The organism is Metapseudomonas resinovorans DSM 21078 (assembly GCF_000423545.1).
Classification (GTDB): Bacteria; Pseudomonadota; Gammaproteobacteria; order Pseudomonadales; family Pseudomonadaceae; genus Metapseudomonas; species Metapseudomonas resinovorans.
In genome coordinates this window covers 94,566-118,940 of sequence record NZ_AUIE01000022.1, presented here as the reverse complement: position 1 = coordinate 118,940, position 24,375 = coordinate 94,566, and the positions used below count along the sequence as shown (strand labels likewise).

Below are 24,375 nucleotides of genomic sequence, written 5' to 3'. Positions count from 1 at the left end.
CCCGCCAAGGGAGCGCGGCAAAGCGTCACAAGCGTGTAGCAATCCGCGGGGACTGCTAGAATGCGCGGCATTTTTCGGGCTCCGGCGGCAGCCGGGCAGGGGCGCATGACGCGAGCCCCGATCGTTTTTCCCTGAGGCACCTATGCACGATTCCCACTCTGAACGTATGAGCGGCAGCGAAACGCGCGCGGCCAGCGGCCTGGCCCTGGTATTCGCCTTCCGCATGCTCGGCATGTTCATGGTATTGCCGGTGCTGGCCACCTACGGTCAGGACCTCGCCGGCGCCACTCCGGCCCTGATCGGCCTCGCCATCGGTGCCTACGGCCTGACCCAGGCTGTGCTGCAGATACCCTTCGGTGTTATTTCCGACCGTATCGGTCGCCTGCCGGTGATCTATATCGGTCTGCTGATCTTCGCCGCCGGCGCCGTCGTGGCAGCCAATGCCGACTCCATCTGGGGCGTGATCGCCGGACGTGTACTGCAGGGGGCTGGCGCCATCTCCGCGGCGGTCATGGCCCTTCTCTCCGACCTCACCCGCGAACAGCACCGCACCAAAGCCATGGCCATGATCGGCATGAGCATCGGCGTGTCCTTCGCCGTTGCCATGGTGGTCGGGCCGCTGCTGACACGCGCTTTCGGCCTGTCCGGGCTGTTCTGGGCCACGGCCATCATGGCGCTATTCGGGATCGTGATTATTGCCACCATGGTTCCGCGTGCAACGCACCCGTTGCAGCACCGCGAATCCGGCGTGGCGAGCCAGGCCTTGCTGCCCACCCTGAAGCATCCTGACCTGCTGCGCCTTGACTTCGGCATCCTCGCCCTGCATGCCATCCTCATGGCCAGCTTCGTTGCCCTGCCGCTGGCGCTGGTTGAAAAGGCCGGGCTGCCCAGGGACGAACACTGGTGGGTCTACCTCACTGCGTTACTTGTAGGCTTCTTCGGCATGGTGCCTTTCATCATCTACGGCGAGAAAAAGCGCCAGATGAAGAAGGTCCTGGTCGGTGCGGTCGCCGTGCTCTGCGCCTGCGAGCTGTTCTTCTGGCAGTTCGGTAACAGCCTGCGCGCCCTGGTCTTCGGCGCCATCGTCTTCTTCACCGCCTTCAACCTGCTGGAAGCCTCGCTGCCGTCGCTGATCAGCAAGGTCGCTCCGGCCGGCGGCAAGGGCACCGCGATGGGCGTCTATTCGACCAGCCAGTTCCTCGGCGCGGCGATCGGCGGCATCCTCGGTGGCTGGTTGTTCCAGCATGGCGGGCTGTCGACGGTGTTCGTCGGCTGTGCGGTGGTCTGTGCGATTTGGCTGGCCATTGCTGTTACTATGCGTGAACCTCCGTACGTGACCAGCCTGCGCCTGCCGCTCAGTGCAGCGGCCGTGGCCGATACCGGGCTGGTTGCGCGTTTGCTGGCTCTGCCCGGAGTGGCAGATGCCGTCGTGGTGGCCGAAGAGGCGGCCATTTACATCAAAGTGGATTCTGAAAAACTGGACCGCACGTCCCTGGAGCGCCTGATCGAATCGGCCCCGGAACGTGCTGAAGCCTAGGAGAACGTCATGGCCCGTGGGGTTAACAAAGTCATTCTGGTTGGTAACGTCGGTGGTGATCCGGAAACCCGCTACCTGCCCAACGGCAACGCGGTGACCAACGTCACCCTGGCCACCAGCGAGTCCTGGAAGGACAAGCAGACCGGCCAGCAGCAGGAACGTACCGAGTGGCACCGCGTGGTGTTCTTCGGCCGTCTCGCCGAGATCGCCGGTGAGTACCTGCGCAAGGGCTCGCAAGTCTACGTCGAAGGTTCCCTGCGCACCCGCGAGTGGGAAAAGGACGGCGTGAAGCGTTACACCACCGAGATCGTGGTCGACATCAACGGCCAGATGCAGTTGCTCGGCGGCCGTCCCGGCAGCGAAGGTGATGCCCCGCGTGCTCCGCGCCCGCAGCGCGAGCCGCAGCAGTCCGCCCCGCAGCAGCGCTCGGCTCCGCAGCCCGCTGCCCAGCCGGCGCCGGACTACGACAGCTTCGACGACGACATCCCGTTCTAGCGGTTACCTTAGCGAAAACTGTAAAGTTTTCCTCGGAGAACCCCGCCTTGCGGGGTTTTCGCGTTTTTGGAAGTGTAAAAAATCACTTGACGGAATTTGTTTTGGTGCACACCATGTAAAAACGTAAAGTATGGGGGTGCGATGGACATATCGATACGCCGGTTCTCGGGCAGCGACGGCGAGCGGATTTCGGTGCTGGTCGATGCGTCCGGTATGCCACTGTACTACCCCACTCTCTACGCCACCTGGAATCTGCGGCAGCGTGGCTTGGCAGCCAATTCGATTTTCAATGCGCTGAACGCGATCAAGGTTTTGTTCGCCTGGGAAGCTGACGTTGGCATTAGCCTGGAATCGCTCTTTTCGCAGGGCGAGCTGCTTGGGGAGGAGCGTGTGAGGGATCTGAGCGACTTCTTGCAGCTGGCCCTCTCTCCCGCGAATCGAGACAAGAAGGTTGTCCCGATTTCCCGACGGCCGAAGACGGTTGGCACCAGTAGCCACTATTTCCGGCTGACAGTCGTGGCTGACTACGTGGGATTCCTGGCCAAGCGGCTATACCCAGCCAGTCGGGGTGATAGGGATATCAAGTTGATGGTCGCGGCGATTCGGGCTAATCGTCCGGGCAAGCCGAACAAATCGGAATCGGACAGGGACGAGCGGTATCTGGACGAAGCCGTTGTGGAGGCGGTGGAGCAGGCTCTCAAGCCAGGCTCTGATCGCAATCCGGCTAAGGGCCATGCGGTACAGGTGCGCAATGCATTGATGTTCATGATTCTTCGCCTGACCGGGCTTCGCCGGGGGGAACTGCTGAACCTGAAGGTCAATGACATCGATTTCGCTAAAAACACGCTGAGGGTGGTGAGGCGTCCCGACTCGAAGGGAGATGTGCGGGCACAACAGCCTGTCGCCAAAACCCGACAACGAACCATTCCTCTTGTTGCGGAACTCATTGCCCGTATCCACGAGTATGTGCTTCGTTACCGGAACAAACTGCCGGGGGCGAAGAAGCATGGGTACTTGTTCGTTACCCACAAGGAAGGCCCCACCCAAGGCCGCCCACTATCTATCCCAGCCTTTCAGAAGTGGATGTTGAGCGTCGCCACCATCATCGAAGACTCCGGCGTTCATGCACATGCCCTGCGGCACCACTGGAATTACGCGTTTTCTTTGCACAGCGACTCTACAGAGATGTCGACTGCCACTGAGGAAAAAGTCCGTTCGTATCTGATGGGATGGGAAGAAACATCCGGCACGGCGCGAATCTACAACCGGCGACACACCAAACAAAAGGCCGCAGAAGCTGTGCTGTCCCTTCAAAACAAGCACCTGAAAAAAACCAGCGATGAGGTGATGGATGAATAAGCATGCGCTTCAGGCCGCTGTAGTTGACCGCTTTTACTCCAGGGAAGGCTATCTGGTGCATTTCAACAGCGAGCGATGGGAGTTGAGCAAGGATATTGCTTTCCCGGTTGGCTCACTTTCGAAGTATTTGCTTGGCAGAGATTATTCTGTTCGAAGGGTGTTGGAGTTTTACTCAAGAACGGGTGCGCCATCGCATGCAAGGAACATTTTTAATCGCATTTTGCATTACTGTGAGCAGATGCAGGACTCCGAGCTGTTTTCCGTCGCCTCGTTGATTTCCTATCGATCATCGCTGAACAAGAAAACTGAGTGGTACATGGGGGTCTTGCGCGGGGCGATCCGTCAATGGTCGCGGCTCGGATACCCAGGTATCTCCGATGAGGTTATGGCCCTGCTGGATAAGTGGGTTCTCAAGGGGAATGAGAAGGGCTTCGCTGTCCAGTCGATGTGTCCCGAGGATGGGCCACTCACCGATATTGAGCTTCAGGGAGTTATCGCTGCGGTGATCGATGCCTTCACCGAGAAGCGCCTCTCCATGGAGGAAACGTGCCTGTCGATGATATTGGCCATGACGGGACGGCGCCCAGGACAGATCGCGGCGCTCAAAATCAAAGACCTGATTTCCACTGAGCCAGGGGCCTATTGGATCAGTTTTCCCAGGGCCAAGCAGCGGAATACGCCTTGGCGCTCCGCCTTCAATCGCTTCGCGATTGTTGAGGATCTTTGGTTGTTGTTGCAGCAGCAAGCTGAGGCTGTGAAGAAGGTCTTTTCCGAGCAGGCAGGCCGCCCTCTGCCTAAGAAGGTGCAGGACGAACTGCCCTTGTTCCCCGTATCGCACTCTCTCGAGGTCGACTCCGATGTGGAAGCGCTGCTGGGCAGCGACCGACTGCATATTCCCACCAGTGGAGTGTATGGGGCGACGGTGCGAGTGGCCAAGACGATTGCCGTCATCAGCGAGCGCACCGGGGCGCCTATTGCCCTCAACCCTAATCGCTTCCGCTACACGCTCGGCACGAACCTAGCCCGCGAAGGGCGAGGAGAATTGGTCATTGCTGAGGCGCTGGATCACTCCGATACCCAGAACGTAGGGGTATACGTCAGAAACATCCCTGAGATCGTCGAGCGCATTGATAAGGCCGTTGCCTTGCAACTCGCTCCGTTGGCTCAGGCGTTTCGCGGCGTACTTGTCGCTTCAGAGCGTGATGCACGCCGAGGCGATGACCCGAGCAGCCGGATTTCGAATGGCCGGGCCAACGTAGGCACCTGCGGCAGCTACGGCTTCTGCGGTGCATTGGCCCCCATCGCCTGCTACACCTGCGCCCACTTCCAGCCATGGCTCGATGGCCCTCATGAAGAGGTCTTGGATCGCTTGATTGAGGAGCGGGATCGGGTTCGCGACAACTGCGGCGATCTGAAGATTGCCTCGACCAACGACCGGTTGATCCTGGCGGTGAGCGATGTAATCAACCGCTGCAAAGAGGCCAAGGGAGAGATGGTGCATGGCTGACATACTGCTGTTCACCCCCAGGCATCACCGTGAATGCCAGAAGAATCTGGCGGATTTCATTGCGATGTGTCGCGACCGCCTGACCGTGTTCGGGGCGGACTTGGATTGGCATGCCAATACCTGGCCCAAGGTCGGTAACTTCACGGTCAAAGGGGCTCCCGCGAGGGGCTACACGACTGATCACCTGCTGAACGCTGACATAGTCCCTTTCGCGAAGGCATATGTTCGCTACCAGCAAGGCCACAACCCCACGAAGAGCAAGAATGAATTCAAGGCGCTCCGCTGCATCGAAAAAGCATTGCTGACCGTCAAAGGCAAAGCAGATATCACGCAGGTAGATCTTCTCGTCATGGACGTGGCGGGTGAGGTTGCGCGGGAATACGAGGCTGCTGGCTATCAGGCTGGCATGAGCCTGGTGAAGCTTGTGGAATTCCTCAATGAAAGTCGAATCGTTCCTGACCAGATTACCTGGCGAAATCCGATCTCTAAACCAAAAGAGATGGACAGGACAGATGCCGAAGGCAAAAGAAGGCGGGCAGAGAAACTTCCAGAGGATCACTGGCTGGAAGCTATGGCGGAAATGTTTGCCAACGACCTGGTGGTTGCTCGGGATCGCTTCACCACGTCCATATTTGCGCTGTTGATGTGCGCGCCATCCCGTATTACGGAAGTTCAAGACCTTCCGGTGAATTGCTTGCATCCCGATACAGATGGCGAGGGTGTCGAAAGACTGGGGTTGCGGTTTTATGCTGGCAAAGGGTATGGGTCGGATATTAAGTGGCTTCCTACCATATTCAAGGATGTCGCCACTGAAGCTGTGCGCCGGTTGACTGAACTGTCCGCTGCTGGGAGGGAGTTGGCGAAATGGTATGAAGACCACCCCGACAAGTTTTATCGCCATGAAAACTGCCCCAATGTCCCAGATGACTACCCATTGACTGTTGAACAGGCTTGCATGGCGCTTGGAATTAATTCAGGCCGTCGGATGCTAGATCAGTATTTTGCGAAATATAAGCCTTATCTGGCGTTGAAGAGGAAAGGCGAGTCACTGACGCTGGATTTTCTAAATGAGTACTGTCATAGCCGGCTTCCTGGCGGATGGCCTTGGAAGAACCGGGAGCGCAATATCAAATACTCGGAGGCACTGTGCTGTTTCAGGGCTCATGAGTTTGTGTCGAATTTCAACCCCAGCCCTATCAAGTTGTGGGTGCCCGGTAACGGCACATTTACCACTGACATTAACTGCATTGATGGTAAGGAGAGCAGCATCTGGAAACGCCACGGTTACAAGAACCCAGACGGCAGTGAAATTTCGATGACCTCTCACCAGGTGCGTCATTTCCTGAATACCGTGGCACAGCGTGGCGCGTTAGGGCAGCTCGATATCGCCAAGTGGTCGGGCCGGGCCAACATTCACCAGAACGCCGTATACAACCACATGAGTGACGACGAGTACGTCGAACTGGCCAGGAGTGCCGGTGTTGGTGGGGTGCTCGAAAAGATCCAATCCAACGCCCCCGTTACCTATGCGGATCTGGCGGCTGTTGGGGAAGGCATCGCTCATGTCACTGAGTATGGGTTCTGCGTGCACGATTACTCGATGCTGCCCTGCCAGAAGCATCGGGATTGCTTGAATTGCACCGAGCAGATTTGCGTGAAGGGCGATGCGACCAAGCTTGATCGCCTCAAGCAGCAGCGGAGGCTGACCCAGATGCAGCTTGAGAAGGCCAAGGCGGCAGATACCTCAGGAACCTATGGTGCTGACCGCTGGAGCCAGCATCAGATCAAGACCCTGGAGAGGCTGGATCAGTTGATCCAGGTACTTGAGTCGCCAGACCTCCCGGACGGAACGGCCATCCGTCTCAGCCATGATCAGGAATACAGCCCGTTGAAGCGAGAGCTTGCTGCCCGTCAGACCTCCCTCAGGCTTCCTTCGCCAGAGCCCGATATTGATGAGCTCCGGGCTCTGCTGGGGGCGTTCTAGTCGTGGCCAAGCATCTGACGGCAAAGGACATCGAGCTTCTTATAGGTCTCATCGACGGCTGGAATGGCAAGCTCACCTGGGATGCCTTGTGCGACGAAGCCGAAGGCCTGATTGGTACAAGGCCGACCCGGCAGACGCTCAATGCGCATCCCCGAATCAAGAGCGCGTTTGGCGATAAGAAGACTCAGCAGAAAACGGGCTTCAAACCAACGAAGCGCCCGGAAAGCCTGGCTATTGCTGAGCAGCGTATTCATCGCCTGGAAAGCGAGAACCAGCGCTTGAAGGCTGAGAATGACCGCCTGCTGGAGCGCTTCATCCGGTGGCAGTACAACGCTCAAAAACGTGGACTTTCCCAGGCGGTGCTGGATGCGCCTCTGCCTAAGGTTGATCGTGACTCAGCAGAGAAGGGCGGCTAAATGGCAAATGGGCAGCAGGTGGCTGAAGAAAACGTCGCCGCATTCATGGCCTGGTCATCCTCCAAGTTGGACGATGACTTCCGGGAGTACGTGCATCGCGGGCGCTTGAAGCGTTCGGAGATTGCGGCCGAGTGTGGTTTTGGCAAGAGCGCGCTCGTTCAGAACCCGGCCATCAGGGCCGCCCTGGAGGCGCTTGAAGAGGCGCTTCGGAGGCGGGGCGTGCTGCCGCCTGCTTCCACTGGCGATGAGCCTCCTGCCGAGCCGCTGGCGGTCAGGGACAAGGAGGCGAAACAGCGCCGCCAGGATGCCCAGCGGCTGAATAGTCTGGAGCAAGAGAACGCCGCGCTGCGTGCTGAGTTGACCAAGGCCAAGGCAATGCTGGAGCGTTACAAGCTGCTGGCCCAGTTCGTGGACGAGACGGGGCGGATGCCGCGATGAATGCTCCGACGCCGGTACTGCTCAGCCTGAGTGTCAGGGTTACGCGAATTCGTACGGCGAACCGCAAGGGGTGCATTGCGTTTGGGCACCGGGTGAATGTCGAGTCGGGCCTCAACGACCGGGCAAGCGCCATTGTCATTCACGTTCCCGCCAACATCGCCAGCCCGTCGACGGTCGCCGTGGGCGGCATCTTCGAAGTCTGCGGCGAGGCCTCCACGGCTCGTCGTGAGCATGGCGGATATGCCGTAACGGAAACCCAGCTCCATGTGCAGGACATCCGGCAGGTTCGTCCGAGCGGCAGTCAGGTCATTCAATGGATGGCGGACAATGTGCCGCGCATTCGTGAGGTCAAGGCCACCAAGCTATGGGACGCCCTGGGTGAACGCCTATACGAGGTGTTGGATCAGGCTGATCACGATGCCATCCGCGAGATCGTCCCGTCCGATGAGATCCGGCAGGGGCTTTTTGCTTGCTGGGCGGAGAACGGCGATGCGAGGACTCTCCGTTTCGTGCAAGACAAGGGCATTCCCCTCGACTTGGCCCGCAAGGCGATCAAGTTTCACCAACGGCGCACGGTGGATGCCCTGCTGAGCGACCCCTACCGGCTGCTGAGCTTCTCTGGGAGTTGGCGGCAGGTTGACGCAATCGCTCGCGAGCGCTTCGCCATTGAGCTCGAAGATCCGCGCCGCCTGGCCGCTGCCCTGGAAGAGGCCTTGTATCGCGTCTCCGAGAGAGGCCATACCTGCGCCACGCTGAATGACCTGCACGAAACGGTCAGCAAGCTGCTGAAGCCGCACGCCGCCCCGAGCTCGGCGATGGTGAAGGCCCTGATGCAGGGCAAGGAGAAGGGGCAGTTCATCGCTCGTGAAACAGCCACTGGCGACCTGATGCTCCATGCTCCCGGCACTTACATCATGGAGCGGCAGTGCGCCGATTTCATCCGGTCGCTGCTGGTCAATCCCGTGCGGCAGCAGCGGCTCTTCCCTACTGACGTGGATGCTGTCATTGCTGCTTTTGAGCAGGCGGAGAGGCAACACCTGGGGACTCCGGCATTCGCGCTGAACGATGCCCAGAGGGCGGCCGTTAAAACCTCCTTCGAGCACCGCTTCAGCATCATCACGGGCGGTGCCGGCGTCGGTAAAACCACCGTGTTGAAGGCGCTGTACAAAGCGCTCGACACGCTGGGGAGGCCACGTTTCCAGATGGCGCTCTCTGGTCGGGCCACCGCACGCATGGTCGAAGCAACCCACGAGGAAGCAACGACTATTGCTGGCTTTCTTCGCCATGCAAGTGAAGACGAAATAGGCGAGTCGCCGGTCATCGTCATTGATGAAGCATCGATGCTCGATCTGGTGACCTTTTACCGCCTGGTGCAGAAGCTGCCGCTGGGTGCTCACTTCATTCTGGTCGGTGACCCCTACCAGCTGCCGCCGATTGGAGCAGGGCTCGTGCTGCACGTGTTGTGCGAGCTCGAGGGGATTCCGACCACCAGGCTCACGGAAGTGAAGCGCCAGGCGCGCGACTCGGGGATTCCCGCTGCGGCTCTGGCCATCCGGCAGGGTGCTTGGCCTGCTTTCAGCTCGAGCGAAACCGCCGATGTTGCCTTCTTGTCGTGCTCGGATGAGCAGATCATTCCTACCGTGCTGCGGCTCTACGAACAGAGCCGAGAGAACACTCAGATCCTCTGCGCCACCAGGGTGTGTGCTTTCGCCGGTATCGACGCGATCAACAACATCTGCCACGCGAAGTACGTGGGCGATGCGAAGCCGCTGAAGGCCATCAATCCCGAGACAGGCGAGCTGGAGTTCACCGGCTTCTGCGAGGGGGATCTGCTGCTGTACACCGCCAACGATTGGGGGCGGAACTTGCAGAATGGCTGCCTGGGGCGGTTGACCGAGGTGTTTGACAACCCGGTCAAGGTCGACGTTGGCACTGAGGAGAAGCCGGTCTACCGGCAGGCGTTGGGTATGGCGATCTACGAGGGCGTGGCTCAGTACGTCTTGGAGTCGGATGTGGACGTCATGCAGCACGCCTATGCGATCACCGTGCACAAGAGCCAGGGGTCGCAGTTCCCGCGTGTGATCGTACTGGTCAGGAAGTCGCGGGTACTTGACCGCACCTTCATCTACACCGCAGTGACCAGGGCACAAGTACAGGTCATCTTGGTTGGTGACGCAGCAGCTGTCAGGGAGGCGATTGCATTCCCACCCAAGGCCTTTGCCCGGCAGGTCGCTCTCCATTCGATGCTTGAGGGTACGTGATAGGTCAAGCCTAGCGAAGAGGCTTGGTACCATGAATCATCGCTCTTGTGGGCTTCTGGGGTGCGCATCGGGGCTAGAGTTTGTTCAATTCTGTATTGACACGAGGATGCTTTCTAATCGCTCCGTCCATATTGTCAAAAATATCCTGTTTGACTTATATAAGCTTTTAATGTGAGGGGCTTTTGATGATTAAAAAAGCGTCAGAATTGCTTGAGCGTTTCATTGCGGTGGAAGTCGAGAAGCTGTCTGGTGTGAATATGCCGCACATGCCAACTCTAGGTAGTGCTTACGAAGAAATTACCAAACAAGGGATATTTCAGGATTACGCCATTCCAAAGGGATTGGATCTAAGGGTGGTTTCCGGATTTATCTCCGTAACTGGTGAGATGTTGCCGGAACAGATCGACTGCATGCTTGTTCACGGCGATGGGCAACAGTATGGTCGAACTCAGCAGTATATTTACGATGTTAATAAGGTGCTTTGTGTATTTGAAGTAAAGAAAAATCTAAAGAAGGCTGATTATGCTGATGCCATTGGGCATTTGGCTAAGATTCGACGAAAATTTGCGGATAGCTTTGAAGAAAGATTGGTGAGTGAGGGGTATGAGCCAGATATCACTGTTGCCAGGATGCGTTTTGCACAGATTACAGGGAGAGCAGCGCCGGAAAGGTATCGCGACATAAATAGTCTTTCAGTAACTGACGGCGTTTTGTTTTACTGCCTTGTACAAGAGTCATTGGCTCCAATGGCAATAATTCATGGGTATGAGGGGTATAAAACAGAATACGGGCTTAGAACGGCGTTTATAGATTTTCTAGATGAGAATAAAAATAAGGGTGGCGAGGGTGTTGGGATTCCTGGCATTCCCGCTCTGGTGACCTCCAATCAGTTCTGCCTTGTTAAAGCTAACGGTATTCCGTTCTTGGGGGTCGGGGAGTTCGGTGAGTGGGTGCCGGTCGTCTCTACTCGCTATAACTCGGCTAAGCTCATACTGGAACTTATTTGGTCAAAGATTTCTATTTATTTTAATCTCAAGATGCCGTGGGATGATGGTCTGTACATAGATAACGCAGAACCCCTGTTAATCGCGAAGGCGGTGGAAGAGGGAGGGTGGTTGCTCCGGCCATATGAGCCGAAAGAAAGAGATCTCAAGCGTGACGACAACCTCTGCTGGGAGCCAGCGAAACTGGGGGAAGCAGAGATTTCAGCTATAAATATTATGGCGTTTAAGTCTGGATACTTACCTCTTGATAATGGAATGGAGATCTACCTTCAAGAGAAACATGGCGTGGCGCTGAAGACGGTTGTGGATAATTTGGTACGGACTCGTGAATTTATGCTGGATGGTGATTATGTTAGGCCAGTGCATGGCGTTACATATGTCTTAACGGCTGATAATGGGGCAGGATTTGTTGCGTCAGAGATTGAGAGGTTTGATTTGTGGTGTGCAGAGAATGATGTCGAGCCGCACTATATGTCCATGTGGTTCTTTGATGAATGATGGGGTTGTTGGTAGTTCTGGCTGTAATGCAGTATATGCTAAATCAATCGCCTCGGTTATCTTTCGCGAGGCGATTGCTGAAGGCGCATGGTTTAACAGTGCTGGTTCTTGCTCTGTATGTAAGGCTTTCTAGGTGTTTATTGAAAGCTTTTTAAAGGTTTCAATTTTTTCAAATTCAAGCTCTCTCAGAATTGTTTCTTTTGCATCATTCTTGTCCATTCCTCTTTGGATGGTGTCGAATGTAATACTCTTGATTCTCAATTCAATTTCGCTATCTTTATTTTGCCCGGCAGAGAACTCAGGGAATCCAAGTGAAATTACGCACTCGCCATCAAGGGCAGATGTGCTAAAGCGGAATTTAGCATCTAGGCGGTGTAGGTAGAGGCACGGACGATATGCTGGGTTCGATAAGAACTCAGATTCTTCCAGGCTAATTCCCTTAAGGTCTAGGCTTTTTATGCGCTCCTTCATCCATTCAAGGTCAGAAGGTAGGGTTCTATCTACGTCAGGTGCCAAGCCAATATCGACAATTTCAACAAATGAAAGGGTTACCAGTCGGCTGTCTTTGGTTAGGCCTAGGAGATATATGAATCTGTTTTCATTGGTGAAATCCCCAAACCGTATTGGTCGAATTTTTTCATTTTCGTCAATTTGATTTTTTGACTTGAAGTGGCTAATTAGGTGCTTCGAAATGGCCTTGTTGGTTGTTTTTGTTTCTGGCGCAGTATGTGTGCTGATGATTATCAGTTCATCTTGGGAATGGCTCTTCTTGATCTCTATTGATGCTTTGAAGTTCTTACGGTCTTCAGCCCAGCTTTTTGAGCGATCTAGACGTTCGACTGTAAAGTCCATTCTTATTGCGTCTAGATTTCCGTTTATTGGATAGAAATTTGGCGCGCCCAATACCTTGAAGTTCTCGAAATCCAGGTCGAGTATCTTGTTTATGTTGATTTCATCAGGGATGCTATCAATTAGAGATGAATTCCCTTGCCACTTTATTGTTTGGGTTGTGATCTTTGGATTGTCTTCTTTTGAGGTGTAGGCCAGTTGCAGTTCAGTAAATTCGCTGGGCCTGATCAAAGTCAAGGTAAGTGCTGGGATGCTTTGCTCTTTTTCCTGCTCGGAAAGGAAGACTCCACGATTTCTTAGGATATTTTTTAAGTCCCCTTTGCCAATGTATGGTTGGGAAAGGTATGTGCGAAGTGCTTCCCCTTGGGGCAGAATTGAGTCTACTTGCTGGGCTGTCATTCTGCTATTCCTCTAAAGTCCTTTTGGTAGGAGGAAACTTCTACTATGCTGGCAAATTCTTTGTCGGCCAAAGTAAGCTTTGTAATGTCAACAATCTCTTTGTGCTTGACAAAGTCGTAGTCTGGGAAGGCAAGCGATATCTTGTCTGGAAATTCTAGTGCAATGGTGATGGAGAACCCTATGAGTCGCCTAAAGGCGTCCTCGTTAAAGGTGTCTTGGCAACAGATTATTAGAGTTTTCTGGCCTGATACGTTCGCGTAGAATGGAATTATTCCGCTATTTATGAATTCGGGCGGAAGAACTTTTCCGGTCGTAATTCTGCTAGTTGCGCTGATGTTTTTCCCCGTGGAAGGGTAAACAAACTTTACGTTGTTGGTTCCGTACTTTCCGTTGACATGGCTTATGCTGTCGAATAGAAAGCTTGCGCGATAGTTGTCGATTACATATATCGTGCCGTAAGCGAAATCGTCCAGTCCTCTGGCGTTGGCTACTTTTTGGACGATGTCTGCATTTGTGTCGTCGGTGCCGCTTAACCAAAAAAGGACGCCGGAAATTGAGTCTGAACTTACTTGCTGGTATCCAGAGTTGATTTGCCTTCTCATGCTAGACCGCTTGAAGCACTCTAGGGCCATAGCTATATCTATGAAGTGATCTTTGAAGATACTCGTTGGGGATGGGGGATACGGATCCGCTTTGAATTTTGAAGATATCAGCAGATGTTTTAATACATTGTCTTCTAGCGGAGATATGCAGGAGAAAATGAAGTCGACGCCGTGAGTGCGCCTAGGTTTATCAGATGAGCCATGGATTGTCGGTTTAACACAATCTAAGTCGGTGCCCTTCAAGGGGGATTTCCAACCTATTAGATCCATGAGAGCTTCAACAATATCCTCACCATGCTCACCAAGCTTTTTAGACCACTCACCCATCACAAGTCCCTTTTTTTGCCCTAGCGGCACCCCTGTTCGTCCACGTGAAGGCAGGCGAACGCAGGTGTATCAATTGTAAGAGAACAGGCTCATCATTGGCCCGCTTGCCTCAAACGCTACGGCCTCCTCTGTGCTCTGTCCAGAGACTCCTCAGCAGGAAAGCCTTAGGTTTTTGATCGCAGGGCCTCAATTGCAGCAGGGCGGGCAGGTTGTAAAGTTTTTGAGGCAACTCGTTGGAAACTCGCCTTAAAATTTACTAAATATTTTACGTTTTATTGCGCGTAGAATGGCTGGCTATCGCCATGGCGCTATCTAGAGCTGTCTCACTCACTCACTCGCTGGCTCTTGTTACTGCAAGGTATGCATTACCGTTCTAGTCGAATCGCGTAAGCGAACAGACAAAGGCGCAGCCCCCGGGCTGCGCCTTTTTCGTTTCAGGCGCCCGTGTACGGACTGACCGCCATGCGCCAGGTGATCGCAAGCGATTCACCGGCAGCCAGCAGGCGCAGCCCCGGCCGGCCTTCCAGGTGGTGGGCGTTGACCGGATGGGTCACCGGTTCGAAGCAGAAGAAGTCTTGTCCCTGCGGGCAGAACAGCAAGAAGGTCTCGCAGCCGCTGGCGCTGCAGTCCAACCGGTAGCCGAGGTCTGGCTGGAGGATGCTGCATTGCCCTGGCCAGTCGCTGAAGCCGTTGTCCACAGGCGTATCCGGCAGTGCTGCAGCGGTTGCGAAGTTCCATTGGTGCGGCAGGGCGACCTGCGCCGTGGGCAGCTTGTCGTCGCCGCATAGCCAGGCCGACTCTGCCCGTGCCTGCAATCCTGTGCCTGCCGTGCGCGGAAAGTAGGGGTGCAGGCCCAATCCATGCCAGGTGGGGCGGTCGTCGAGGTGGACGACCTGCAGCCGGATCTCCAGGCATCCTTCGTCCAGGCGGAACAGCTGCTCGGCCCGGTAGGCGAAGGGTTGCCGGCTCTCCAGTCCCAGACGAATCCATCCGTCGCGCTGCTCCAGCAGGGTCCAGGGCTGCTGCCAGGCGCTGCCATGGATCGGGTAGGGATCGGTGGCCGTATTCGGTTCCAGGGCCAGCCAGCCGCCCGGCAGGGCAAAGCCGCGACTGCCGATACGGTTGGACCAGGGCGCCAGCGGGTAGCAACCCAGGCGCCGAGGTGTGCCGGCGGCCAGGGCGTGGGCGTCGGCAGGACGCAGCAATGGCTGGCCATTCTCCAACAACTGCCAGTTGGCGATGGCGCCACCCAGCTCTGGAGCCAGTGTCAGTCGGGTGAGGCGGTCTTCGAGTGTGAGCAGGGGGATGGTCATCATCTGCTTACCGGGATGTAGGACTGAGTGGAAAGGTCCGGGCGTCGCTGCAGATGAGTGTCATCGTACAACCTGCTGGGCTATGATGGGCAATCAGTTTCCGCCGAGATCGAGAGTCGACATGGACAACCCAAGCGCCCAGCAGCGCCCGCGCCGCAAGCACCGCAGCCTGGCCCAGGAGTTGGTGAGCGAACTCTCCCAGCAGATCCAGGACGGTGTGATCAAGCGGGGTGAAAAGCTGCCCACCGAGTCGGCCATCATGGAGGCCCAGGGCGTCAGCCGCACGGTGGTGCGGGAGGCCATCTCGCGCTTGCAGGCGGCAGGCCTGGTGGAGACCCGTCACGGCATCGGCACCTTCGTGCTGGATACGCCGAGCCCCATGGGTTTTCGTATCGATCCGGCGACCATCGTCACCCTGCGTGATGTAGTGGCCATCCTCGAGCTGCGCATCAGTCTTGAGGTCGAATCCGCCGGCCTTGCCGCCCAGCGGCGTTCGGCAGAGCAGTTGGCCGCCATGCGCGAGGCGCTGGACACCTTCCACAAAGCCGCCCATCGCACCGATGCAGTGGCCTCGGACTTCCAGTTCCACCTGCAGATCGCCCTGGCCACTGGCAACCGCTACTTCACCGACATCATGACCCACCTGGGTACCAGCATCATTCCGCGGACCCGGCTCAATTCGGCGCGCATCGCCCACGATGATCAGCAGCACTACCTGGCCCGGCTGAGCCGCGAACACGAAGAAATCTACGAAGCCATCGCCCGCCAGGACGCCGAAGCGGCCCGTGCGGCCATGCGCCTGCACCTGACCAACAGCCGCGAACGGCTGCGCCAGGCCCATGAAGAGGCTGAGCGGGAACAGCAGGAAGCCTGAACCATCCGCCTGGGCGTGCATGGCGCTCAGGCAGCCTTCCGATAGGTCAGCAGCACGATACCGGTGACGACTATGGCGCCGCCGAGCAGCTGCATCCCGCTCAGTACCTGATCCAGCAGCACCCAGCCGAACAGCAGCGTGGCGATGGGCTCGACGTTCATCACCGGTGCGTTCTGCGGCATGTTCAGGCGCGGCACGCTGACGAACAGCACCGAGAATGCGCTGCCGTAGAGCAGTACCAGGATGCCGAGCGCGGTCCAGCCCGTTCCGCTGGCGGGTGTTGTCATCCCGCCCGGTACCAGCCCGCTCAAGCCGGCCACGGCCATGCTGCAGAACACGATCATCAGCGTCAGCATGCTGCGTACCGGACCGCGCAGGGCGGCCAGCTTGTGGTCGGTTATCCACAGCGCACAGGCAAAGGCACAAGCCGCGCAAAAGGCCAACGTCACCCCCAGCGTCCATTGCGCACCGGCGCCTTCGGCTGCGCCCAGGCGCGCCGGAACGTCGAGGGCGAAGACCAGGCCGAGCAGGATCAGCCCCATCAGCGATGCGTTGCGCCGCGTCGGCGCGCCGCCGCCGAGAGCCCAGGTGAGCAGGGCCAGGACGATCGGGAAGGTGTTGCCCACCAGCAGCGCCAGGGCCACCGGGATGCGTGCCACTGCCGAGTAAAGGCACAGGCTCTGGGTCGCGATCAGCAGTCCCAGCAGCAATTGCCAGCGACGGGTTCCGGCCGGCAGGCCGAGGGGCTGGCGCTGCCACAGGACGATGCCGGTCAGCACCAGCATGGCCACGCCTGAGCGGCAGAGAATCGCCAGCAGCAATCCGGTGTCGTCGTCGAAGGCGATGCGGGCGGCGATGTGATTGCCCGCGAAGGCGCAGGCCAGAAAGGCCAGGAGCAGGACGGCAATGTGCCGTGGGAACAAGGTGGGTGTGGCGGCAGGCATGGCAACGGTCCGTGTGGTTGAGTCTCCGGACGACGCAGGGCCGTTCTTCTGGAGGAGGAAGGGCGGGCCGCGGTCGCGGCCCGCCGGGGTGGATCAGAGCACGACGCTCGGCAGCCAGAGGGAAATGGCGGGAATGTAGGTCACCGCAATCAGTACCAGGAACAGCGCCGCGTAGAAAGGCAGCAGCGCCTTCACCGTGCTCTCGATGCTGACCTTGCCGATGGCCGAGCCGACGAAGAGTACCGCACCCACTGGCGGAGTGATCAGGCCGATGCCCAGGTTCACCAGCATGATCATGCCGAAGTGCACCGGGTCGACGCCGATGTCGGTGATCACCGGCATCAGGATCGGGGTGAGGATGAGGATCAGCGGCGCCATGTCCATTACCGTGCCCAGCAGCAGCAGCATGGCGTTGATGCACATGAGGATCACGTAGCGGTTATCCGACAGGGTCAGGAACAGCGTGGTGATCTTCGCGGGGATCTGCATCAGCGTCATGATGTAGCCGAAGCTGGCGGCGAAGGCGATGAGGATCATCACGATGGAGATGGTCCGCACCGTGCGGTGCATCAGCTTGGGCAGGTCGCGCCATTTGTAGTCGCGGTAGATGAACATGGTCACGAAGAACGACCAGACCACCGCGATGGCCGCCGACTCGGTAGCGGTGAACACCCCGGAGAGAATGCCGCCAAGGATGATCACCATTGCCATCAGGCCCCAGAGGGCTTCACCTGCGATCTTCAGCGCCTGGCGCAGCGGGATGACCTCGCCTTTGGGGTAGTTGCGTTTCTTCGCGAAGATCAGGCACAGCACCATCATCACCGCGGAGAGCAGCAGGCCCGGCATCACCCCGGCCATGAACAGCGCGCCGATGGAGACGGTGCCGCCGGCAGCGAGCGAGTAGAGCACCGAGTTGTGGCTGGGCGGCGTCAGCAGGGCTTGCACCGAGCCGCTTACCGTCACTGCCGTGGAGAACTCACGCGGGTAGCCCTTGCGTTCCATTTCCGGGATCAGCACCGAGCCCACCGAGGCGGTGTCGGCGACCGAAGAGCCGGAGATGGCGCCGAAGAAGGTCGAGGCCATGATGTTGACCAGCGACAGGCCGCCGCGCACGAAGCCCACCAGCACCCCGGCGAAGGCCACCAGGCGCCGTGACATGCCGCCCTCGGCCATGATGGCGCCGGCCAGCACGAAGAAGGGAATTGCCAGCAGGGAGAATTTGTTAACGCCGCCGGCGACCTGAATCATCATCGCCTGCAGCGGGATGTCGATCCACCAGGCGCCGATCAGGGCGGACAGGCCCAAGGCATAGGCCACCGGCATGCCGAGGAGGATGAGCAGGATGAAACTGCCCAGGAGGATGAACGCATCCATTTACGCGGCTCCTTCGTTTTCTTCCACCAGGTCGAACTGCACCACGCGGCGGTGGCTCTGGTCGCCCAGCAGGAGCTTCTCGAGAACGAAAATCAGGGTCAGCACGCCGCCAATGGGAATGGGGGCGTAGGTCATGCCTACCCGCAGGTCCGGGAGGGCGGCGACAAACTGGTTCCAGGTGGTGAGGCAAAGCTTTGTGCCCCAGACGGTCATGAACAGGCAGATCAGCGCCATCAGCACCTGCACCAGTACCGAGACGAGCGGCTTCACGTGTGGCGGGAGGCGGTCTGTGACCATGCTCACCGCCATGTGCGCGCCGGCCCTGTAGCTGGCGGCGGCGCCGACGAAGGTGAAGACCACCATCAGCAGGATGGCGACCGGCTCGGGCCAGCTCGAGCCCGTGCCCAGCACGTAACGGGCGAAGATGCCCCAGGGGATGATCAGCGACATGGTGGCGACGGCCAGGCCAGCGACCCAGATACAGGTCATGTAAAGGCCGTCGTTGAAGCGCAACAGGGTGTCTTTCATGGTGCGTCACCGACATCGCGGCGGAGCGCTGGCGCCCACCGCGACGTTATTCAGAGTGTTGAGTCGGCGTTACTGGACTTCGGCGATGCGCTTCATCAGGTCAGCGTATTGCGCGCCGTACTTCTCCCGAACCGGGGCGGTTGCGTCAAAGAAGGGCTTCTTGTCGATGGCGATGAACTCCACGCCTGCGGCCTTGAGCTTTTCTTCGCTGGCGGCGGACTTGGCGTCCCACAGCGCGCGCTCTTCCATCTGCGCTTCGCGGGCCACCTTCTTCACCAGGGCCTGCTGCTCGGGGGTGAGCTTTTCCCAGGTGGTCTTGGACATCACCACCGGCTCGGGGAGGATCAGGTGGCCGGTGAGGGTGTAGTACTTGGCGTTCTGGAAGTGGTTGTGTTCCAGCATGGTCGGCGGGTTGTTCTCGGCACCATCGATGACGCCGGTCTGCAGGGCGCTGAAAATCTCGCCGGTATCCATGGCGATACCGTTGCCACCCATGGCGTTCATCATCTCGATGAACAGCGGGTTACCCATCACGCGGATCTTCTTGCCTTGCAGGTCCTGGATGCTGCGCACCGGCTCCTTGGTGTAGAGGTTGCGGGTGCCGCCATCCATCCAGGCCAGGGCCACCAGGTTGAATTCGGAGTGGGTGATCTTGTCGAGGATCTCCTGGCCGATCTCGCCGTCGATGATCTTGCGCATGTGCGCCTGATCGCGGAACACGAAGGGCATGTTGAAGACGTTCACGTCCGGTACGACCGGGCCGACGATGCCGAGGCTGACGCGGGCCATCTGGATGGCACCGATCTGGAGTTGCTCGACCACTTCCTTCTCGGAGCCGAGCACGCCGCCGGCGAACATCTTGAAGGTGATTTCACCGTTGCTGGCTTCTTCCAGCTTCTTGCCCAGGTGCTGTTCGGCAACCACGGTCGGATACCCGGCCGGGTGGATCTCGGCGAACTTGATATCGAGGGCGTGTGCCGGCCCGGCCAGGCTGAAGGCGAAGGGCAGGGCGGCGAGGAGCAGCTTGCGTTTCAGGTTCATGATGAAACTCCGGTCTTGTTTTTGTTTGGTTTCGATCCAGCGAACTTCGGTACAGCGATTGGGGCTCAGCCCCGGAACAGCGGTTCCTCCAGGCCTTTCACCCCGGGCCGCAAGGCGAATACGCCACCGGCCAGGGGCTGGTCCGAGAGCTCGACGCCGCCCGGACGGATGGAGGTGACGAACAAGGTGTCGAGGCCCGGGCCGCCAAAGGCGCACATCGCCGGCTTCTTCACTGGTACGGCAAGGGAGCGGTCAAGGCGGCCATCGGACGTGAAGCGGTGCACCAGGCCGGCATCGTTGCCGCAGATCCAGTAGCAGCCGTCCTCGTCCACGGCTGCACCGTCGGGTCGGCCAGGGAATTCGTGCATGTCGACGAACACGCGGCGGTTATAGGGCGTGCCCGTGTCGATGTCGTAGTCGAAGGCCCAGATGGTCTGCACCTGCGGGTGCGAGTCGGAGAGGTACATACGGGTGCCATCCGGGCTGAAGGCCAGGCCATTGGGCACGATGAAGTCATCCAGGCGCACCTGCAGCGGTCCCGCTTCGCCATCGAAGCGGTAGAGCGCGCCGACCCGGGCACCGGCGCTCATGTCGAGCAACATGGTGCCGGCCCAGAAGCGCCCCTGGCGGTCGCAGCGGCCGTCGTTGAAGCGCATTTGCGGCCGAGCATGTTCCACGCGGGTCAGGCGCTCACTCCGAATGCCGCCATTGGCGTCGGGCAGCAGGTGGAACAGTCCGCTCTGCATACCGGCGATCCAGCCACCGCCCAGGGCGTCGCTGCGCCGGGCGATGCACGCGATCATTTCGTCGGCCTGCCAGCTGCGGCTGGCGCCGTCCCGGGCGCTCCAGCAGTGCAGTCGGCGCGCCGGAATGTCGACCCAGTAGAGGGCCTGTTCCTGCGGGTGCCACACGGGGCTTTCACCCGTGCCGTTTCGGGCATCCAGAATCAGTTCGGCTTGCATGGCGTGGATCTCTTGTTCTTGTTGGCCGTGCGTGTCAGGAGCAGGTGTCGGTCATTCGAATGGCCCGGCGGCGACGAAGGCTCCACCCTGGTAGACCGCTACCGGGTCGTTCGCAGCCGGCGCTGGCTGCGCTTCGACTTTGGCGCGGAAGGGCTCGGAACTGTCCTGGGGGCTGTAATCGAGATGGCTGGCGAGATGGTTGTTCCACCACACGTCCTTGTTGTCGGACATGCCGTAGACCACGGTGTGGCCGACGTTGGGGGTGAACAGTGCCTTGCCGATCAGTTGGGTGAGATCGCGATAGCTCAGCCAGGTGGACATCATCCGGCGGTTCTGCGGCTCGGGGAACGAGGAGCCGATGCGGATGCTCACCGTCTCGATGCCGTAGCGATCGAAGTAGAAGCTCGCAACGTCCTCGCCATAGGACTTGGACAGGCCGTAATAGCCGTCCGGGCGGCGAGCACAGGCGGCGTCGATGTGTTCGTCCTGGCGGTAGAAGCCGATCACATGGTTGGAGCTGGCGAAGATCACACGCTTCACGCCATGGCGGCGCGCGGCTTCATAGATATGGAACACCCCGCGGATATTGGCCTCGAGGATTTCCTCGAAGGGTCGCTCCACCGACACGCCACCGAAGTGCAGGATGGCGTCGACGCCTTGCACCAGGGCATCTACCGCCGATTTATCGGCGAGGTCGCAGGGAATCACTTCTTCATGAGGCCCCGTGGCGGGTGCCATCGGTGCGATGTCGGACAGTCGCAGCACTTCGGCGAAGGGGCGGACGTTCTCGCGCAGGACTTTGCCGAGGCCGCCGGCGGCACCGGTGAGCAGGATGCGCTTGAGGCATGGTGATGCGGATTGGGAAGGGGTCATGTCTCTGGCCTTTCCGTTGTTGTTATTAGAAGGGTTGTCATATGTTGTCGTATGACTTGTCCGAATTATCAACAGGGCTTCTTGGCGTTGTCAACGCGACATAGGTGGAAAATTGCGTGGAAAGAGGACGGCTTGGCGCGGTCTGCAGTCCGCCAGCATTGTCATCTGATGAAGCCCTGTTTTGGTGCGATGGCTCTGGAATGGCGGTTGTGGGTCGATAGCATTTGTCCAGAGGCAGTTGGCTACCGTTGGTCGAAAGCGGGCGAAGAGCGAACGGAGGGATGAGTGGGGTTGGCAATCTTTTGAGTTGTACGATAACGTATCTCTCAAGCCGGATTGCCGGCTCAACTCAAACCGCTTCGCAGGGTGCTCGAATAATGAATCCACAAGAACTCAAGTCCATCCTCTCCTCCGGCCTGCTGTCCTTCCCCGTTACGGACTTCGACGCTGCCGGCAACTTCCGCGCCGACACCTATGCCCGTCGCCTGGAATGGCTGGCGCCTTACGGTGCTTCGGCGCTCTTCGCCGCGGGCGGTACCGGTGAATTCTTCTCCCTGGCGCCGGACGAGTACTCCGCCGTCATCAAGACTGCCGTCGACACCTGCGCCGGCAGCGTCCCGATCCTCGCCGGCGTCGGCGGTCCCACCCGTCAGGCGATCCAGTACGCCCAGGAAGCCGAGCGCCTCGGCGCCAAAGGCCTGCTGCTGCTGCCGCACTACCTGACCGAAGCCAGCCAGGAAGGCGTGGCCGCTCATGTCGAGCAGGTCTGCAAATCGGTGAACATCGGCGTGGTGGTCTACAACCGCAACGTCTGCCGCCTGACCCCGGCGCTGCTGGAGCAACTGGCCGAGCGCTGCCCGAACCTGATCGGCTACAAGGACGGCCTGGGCGACATCGAACTGATGGTCGCCATCCGCCGTCGCCTCGGCGATCGCTTCAGCTACCTGGGCGGCCTGCCCACCGCCGAAGTCTATGCCGCCGCCTACAAGGCACTTGGCGTGCCGGTGTATTCCTCTGCGGTGTTCAACTTCATCCCGAAGACCGCGATGGACTTCTACAACGCCATCGCTCGCGACGACCACGAAACCGTCGGCAAGCTGATCGACGACTTCTTCCTGCCCTACCTGGAAATCCGCAACCGCCGCGCGGGCTATGCCGTCAGCATCGTCAAGGCCGGCGCGCGAATCGCCGGTTATGACGCCGGCCCGGTCCGCGCACCGCTGACCGACTTGCTGCCGGACGAGTACGAGCGTCTCGCCGCGCTGATCGACGCCCAGGGCGCGCAGTGATCCGCAACCAGGAGAAGGCTCGTGACTGACAAACGCTTCGATAACTACATAGGTGGGGAGTGGGTGGCTGGCAACGGCTACTCGCGCAACATCAACCCCTCCGACCTCTCCGACTGCCTGGGCGAATACGCCCAGGCCGACGCCGCCCAGGTGGCCCAGGCCATCGAAGCCGCCCGCGCGGCGTTCCCGGCCTGGTCCGTTTCCGGTATCCAGGCGCGCGCCGATGCGCTCGACAAGGTGGGCAGCGAGATCCTCGCCCGCCGCGAGGAGTTGGGCACCCTGCTGGCGCGGGAAGAGGGCAAGACCCTGCCCGAAGCCATCGGCGAGGTCAGCCGCGCCGGCAATATCTTCAAGTTCTTCGCCGGCGAGTGCCTGCGCCTGTCCGGCGAAGTGGTGCCCTCGGTACGGCCCGGTGTATCGGTGGAAGTCACCCGCGAACCCCTGGGCGTGATCGGCCTGATCACGCCCTGGAACTTCCCCATCGCCATTCCGGCCTGGAAGATCGCCCCGGCGCTGGCCTACGGCAACTGCGTGGTGTTCAAGCCCGCCGACCTGGTGCCCGGCAGTGCCTGGGCGCTGGCGGAAATCATCTCCCGCGCAGGCTTCCCCGCCGGCGTGTTCAACCTGGTGATGGGCAGTGGCCGCGTGGTCGGCGAAGCCATGGTCAATGACGCGCGCGTCGACGGCATCAGCTTTACCGGTTCCGTCGGCGTCGGCCGCAATATCGCCGCCGCCTGCGTCGCCCGTGGCGCCAAGGTGCAGTTGGAGATGGGGGGCAAGAATCCGCAGGTGATCCTCGATGACGCCGACCTCAAGACCGCCGTCGAGCTCGCCGTGCAGAGTGCTTTCTACTCCACCGGCCAGCGCTGCACCGCCAGCAGCCGCTTGATCGTCACCGCCGGGATCCACGACCGTTTCGTCGAAGCCATGGCTGAACGCATGCGCTCGATTCGCGTCGGCCATGCGCTCCTCAGCGGCATCGATATCGGCCCGGTGGTGTCCCAGGCCCAGCTGGAGCAGGACCTGCGCTACATCGACATCGGCCGCGACGAAGGCGCGCGCCTGGTGGCCGGTGGCGAGCGGGTGAGCTGCGACACCGACGGCTACTTCATGGCGCCTGCGCTGTTCGCCGACAGCGAGGCGGGCATGCGCATCAGCCGAGAGGAAATCTTCGGTCCGGTGGCCAACGTCATCCGCGTGGCCAGCTTTGATGAGGCGTTGGCGCTGGCCAACGATACCGAGTTCGGCCTGTCCGCCGGTATCGCCACCACCTCGCTGAAGTACGCCAACCACTTCAAGCGCCACGCCCAGGCCGGAATGGTCATGGTCAACCTGCCCACTGCCGGGGTGGATTACCACGTGCCGTTCGGTGGTCGCAAAGGCTCATCCTACGGCCCGCGCGAACAGGGTCGCTACGCCCAGGAGTTCTACACCACGGTGAAGACCACCTACATCGGGGGTTGATCCGACGCAGCAGGACGACTCGGGGGCAGGTCCTGCC

At 59.2% G+C, this 24,375-nt stretch carries 21 protein-coding genes; 12 read left to right on the top strand and 9 right to left on the bottom strand.

Annotation, left to right across the window (positions count from 1 at the left end; translation table 11 throughout):
- Positions 1-142 precede the first annotated feature (142 nt).
- The 9 genes from G559_RS0116340 to G559_RS0116300 all read left to right on the top strand — a co-directional run bounded on the left by G559_RS0116340 (position 143) and on the right by G559_RS0116300 (position 11,499).
- The gene (locus G559_RS0116340; protein WP_028629271.1) at positions 143-1,537 is read left to right on the top strand and encodes an MFS transporter; all 1,395 of its coding nucleotides are present in this window, start codon (positions 143-145) and stop codon (positions 1,535-1,537) included.
- A 9-nt stretch (positions 1,538-1,546) separates the two neighbouring features.
- Positions 1,547-2,032: a single-stranded DNA-binding protein gene (locus tag G559_RS0116335; protein ID WP_028629270.1), complete on the top strand. Its 486-nt coding sequence runs from the start codon at positions 1,547-1,549 to the stop codon at positions 2,030-2,032.
- 141 nt (positions 2,033-2,173) lie between these two features.
- Positions 2,174-3,391: a tyrosine-type recombinase/integrase gene (locus G559_RS0116330; protein ID WP_028629269.1), complete on the top strand. Its 1,218-nt coding sequence runs from the start codon at positions 2,174-2,176 to the stop codon at positions 3,389-3,391.
- The gene (locus G559_RS0116325; RefSeq protein WP_028629268.1) at positions 3,384-4,898 is read left to right on the top strand and encodes a site-specific integrase; all 1,515 of its coding nucleotides are present in this window, start codon (positions 3,384-3,386) and stop codon (positions 4,896-4,898) included. Before G559_RS0116330 ends, G559_RS0116325 begins: the two co-directional genes overlap by 8 nt.
- The gene (locus tag G559_RS0116320; protein WP_028629267.1) at positions 4,891-6,882 is read left to right on the top strand and encodes an integrase; all 1,992 of its coding nucleotides are present in this window, start codon (positions 4,891-4,893) and stop codon (positions 6,880-6,882) included. The genes G559_RS0116325 and G559_RS0116320 overlap by 8 nt, the downstream gene beginning before the upstream one ends.
- A 2-nt stretch (positions 6,883-6,884) precedes the next feature.
- The gene (locus tag G559_RS0116315) at positions 6,885-7,298 is read left to right on the top strand and encodes a hypothetical protein (RefSeq protein WP_028629266.1); all 414 of its coding nucleotides are present in this window, start codon (positions 6,885-6,887) and stop codon (positions 7,296-7,298) included.
- On the top strand, positions 7,299-7,736 hold the full coding sequence (locus G559_RS0116310) for a VPA1267 family protein (RefSeq protein ID WP_028629265.1): 438 nt from the start codon (positions 7,299-7,301) through the stop codon (positions 7,734-7,736).
- Complete coding sequence (locus G559_RS0116305) at positions 7,733-9,997, top strand: ATP-dependent DNA helicase (RefSeq protein WP_028629264.1); 2,265 nt, start codon at positions 7,733-7,735, stop codon at positions 9,995-9,997. The genes G559_RS0116310 and G559_RS0116305 overlap by 4 nt, the downstream gene beginning before the upstream one ends.
- Positions 9,998-10,182: 185 nt before the next feature.
- Entirely contained in the window at positions 10,183-11,499 is a 1,317-nt protein-coding gene (locus G559_RS0116300; RefSeq protein WP_028629263.1) for a DUF6602 domain-containing protein, read from the top strand.
- A 129-nt stretch (positions 11,500-11,628) separates the two neighbouring features.
- On the opposite strand, the gene gapS4b is transcribed toward G559_RS0116300, so the two are convergent.
- From gapS4b to G559_RS0116285, 3 genes are all read right to left on the bottom strand, one after another.
- A complete protein-coding gene (gene gapS4b / locus G559_RS0116295; RefSeq protein WP_028629262.1) occupies positions 11,629-12,747 on the bottom strand; it encodes a GapS4b family protein in 1,119 nt (372 codons plus the stop codon).
- Complete coding sequence (gene gapS4a / locus G559_RS0116290; RefSeq protein ID WP_155945729.1) at positions 12,744-13,676, bottom strand: GapS4a family protein; 933 nt, start codon at positions 13,674-13,676, stop codon at positions 12,744-12,746. The genes gapS4b and gapS4a overlap by 4 nt, the downstream gene beginning before the upstream one ends.
- A gap of 434 nt (positions 13,677-14,110) precedes the next feature.
- Entirely contained in the window at positions 14,111-14,989 is an 879-nt protein-coding gene (locus tag G559_RS0116285; protein WP_028629260.1) for an aldose 1-epimerase, read from the bottom strand.
- A 121-nt stretch (positions 14,990-15,110) separates the two neighbouring features.
- Between G559_RS0116285 and G559_RS0116280 the strand changes: the two genes are divergently transcribed.
- Positions 15,111-15,863 (top strand): FadR/GntR family transcriptional regulator, encoded by a 753-nt coding sequence (locus G559_RS0116280; protein ID WP_028629259.1) that lies wholly within the window; start codon positions 15,111-15,113, stop codon positions 15,861-15,863.
- Positions 15,864-15,889: 26 nt separating this feature from the next.
- Here G559_RS0116280 and G559_RS0116275 read toward each other — a convergent pair whose 3' ends face one another.
- The 6 genes from G559_RS0116275 to G559_RS0116250 form a co-directional block, all read right to left on the bottom strand.
- Complete coding sequence (locus G559_RS0116275) at positions 15,890-16,807, bottom strand: EamA family transporter (protein ID WP_028629258.1); 918 nt, start codon at positions 16,805-16,807, stop codon at positions 15,890-15,892.
- A 93-nt stretch (positions 16,808-16,900) separates the two neighbouring features.
- A complete protein-coding gene (locus G559_RS0116270; protein WP_028629257.1) occupies positions 16,901-18,181 on the bottom strand; it encodes a TRAP transporter large permease in 1,281 nt (426 codons plus the stop codon).
- Positions 18,182-18,709 (bottom strand): TRAP transporter small permease, encoded by a 528-nt coding sequence (locus G559_RS0116265; RefSeq protein WP_028629256.1) that lies wholly within the window; start codon positions 18,707-18,709, stop codon positions 18,182-18,184. It abuts the gene before it with no gap.
- 69 nt (positions 18,710-18,778) lie between these two features.
- On the bottom strand, positions 18,779-19,750 hold the full coding sequence (locus G559_RS0116260; protein ID WP_028629255.1) for a TRAP transporter substrate-binding protein: 972 nt from the start codon (positions 19,748-19,750) through the stop codon (positions 18,779-18,781).
- A gap of 65 nt (positions 19,751-19,815) precedes the next feature.
- Positions 19,816-20,712, bottom strand: a complete 897-nt coding sequence (locus G559_RS0116255; RefSeq protein WP_028629254.1) for an SMP-30/gluconolactonase/LRE family protein — start codon at positions 20,710-20,712, stop codon at positions 19,816-19,818.
- A 51-nt stretch (positions 20,713-20,763) separates the two neighbouring features.
- The gene (locus tag G559_RS0116250; RefSeq protein ID WP_028629253.1) at positions 20,764-21,585 is read right to left on the bottom strand and encodes an NAD-dependent epimerase/dehydratase family protein; all 822 of its coding nucleotides are present in this window, start codon (positions 21,583-21,585) and stop codon (positions 20,764-20,766) included.
- 377 nt (positions 21,586-21,962) lie between these two features.
- Between G559_RS0116250 and kdgD the strand changes: the two genes are divergently transcribed.
- The gene (gene kdgD, locus G559_RS0116245) at positions 21,963-22,874 is read left to right on the top strand and encodes a 5-dehydro-4-deoxyglucarate dehydratase (RefSeq protein ID WP_028629252.1); all 912 of its coding nucleotides are present in this window, start codon (positions 21,963-21,965) and stop codon (positions 22,872-22,874) included.
- 21 nt (positions 22,875-22,895) lie between these two features.
- Positions 22,896-24,338 carry an aldehyde dehydrogenase family protein gene (locus tag G559_RS0116240; protein WP_028629251.1) on the top strand — a complete coding sequence of 481 codons (1,443 nt, stop codon included), beginning with the start codon at positions 22,896-22,898 and terminating at the stop codon, positions 24,336-24,338.
- Positions 24,339-24,375: the final 37 nt, after the last annotated feature.